The organism is Microtetraspora sp. AC03309 (assembly GCF_020826795.1).
In the GTDB taxonomy this organism is placed as follows: Bacteria; Actinomycetota; Actinomycetes; order Streptosporangiales; family Streptosporangiaceae; genus Microtetraspora; species Microtetraspora glauca.
In genome coordinates this window covers 1-723 of record NZ_JADDIL010000305.1, presented here as the reverse complement: position 1 = coordinate 723, position 723 = coordinate 1, and the positions used below count along the sequence as shown (strand labels likewise).

The following is a 723-nucleotide window of genomic DNA, read 5'->3' as shown; positions in this document are numbered from 1 at the left end:
GGTGTGTCGTCAGCCATACGCCGCAGCGTAGCCCGACTCCGACGCGATAGTCACGCCTATTACCGACGACCGGGCGGCATCCCGTACACGTGGGTGATCGGCAGGGTCAGCAGCACCCGGCGGTCGTCGACCATGGCACGCCGATAATCGTCCCAGTCGGGATGCTCACCGGCGATGTTGCGGTACAAGGCAATTAGCCCCTCGACCGTGTCGTCGTCGGGCGAAGCGGCAGGTGGGGTGAGGATCGCATCACCCTCGGCAACCGCATACGCCCAGCCGTCATCGGAGCTGACATGGATGGATGCCCGCGGATCCCGCCGCAGGTTGCGAGTCTTGGCGCGGGGCTCGGTGATGGACACCTGGATCTGCACCGCCCGCGGATCGAAGTAGTAGGAGACATTCGACAGCTGCGGACGACCGTCCTGTTTTATCGTCGCGAGAACCCCCATCGAGTTGCCGCCGATCAAGGCCAAAAGCTTGTCGTCGAAAACCTGGCGCCCCATGTGACGAGGGTACGTCTTTACCATCGGTTCGATGAGCGTGATTGACGGCAACACCCTTGACGGTGTCTCGGCGACCTCCTTGTGGACCTTGAGCAACCGCGGCCTGGAGGCCAGGCGTTCCGACGGGGTGATCCGTGACCCGTGGGCGGTGGCCCTGCGCGACTCGATCGACTACGACTACGGCAAGTTCGGCAGGCCCACTCAGGCGCATGCCCTGAGG

General features: G+C 64.2%; 1 protein-coding gene and 1 pseudogene. One reads left to right on the top strand and one right to left on the bottom strand.

Features of this window, described 5'->3' with window-relative positions:
- Window positions 1-59: 59 nt before the first annotated feature.
- On the bottom strand, window positions 60-503 hold the full coding sequence (locus IMZ11_RS42990) for a PPOX class F420-dependent oxidoreductase (protein WP_003882224.1): 444 nt from the start codon (window positions 501-503) through the stop codon (window positions 60-62).
- A gap of 31 nt (window positions 504-534) precedes the next feature.
- Here IMZ11_RS42990 and IMZ11_RS42985 point away from each other — a divergent pair.
- A pseudogene (locus IMZ11_RS42985) lies at window positions 535-723 on the top strand (hypothetical protein); the annotation flags it as partial.

Coding starts and splice junctions, on each gene's coding strand:
- IMZ11_RS42990 (WP_003882224.1), bottom strand. CDS start 503: ATGGGGCGCCAGGTTTTCGACGACAAGCTTTTGGCCTTGATCGGCGGC.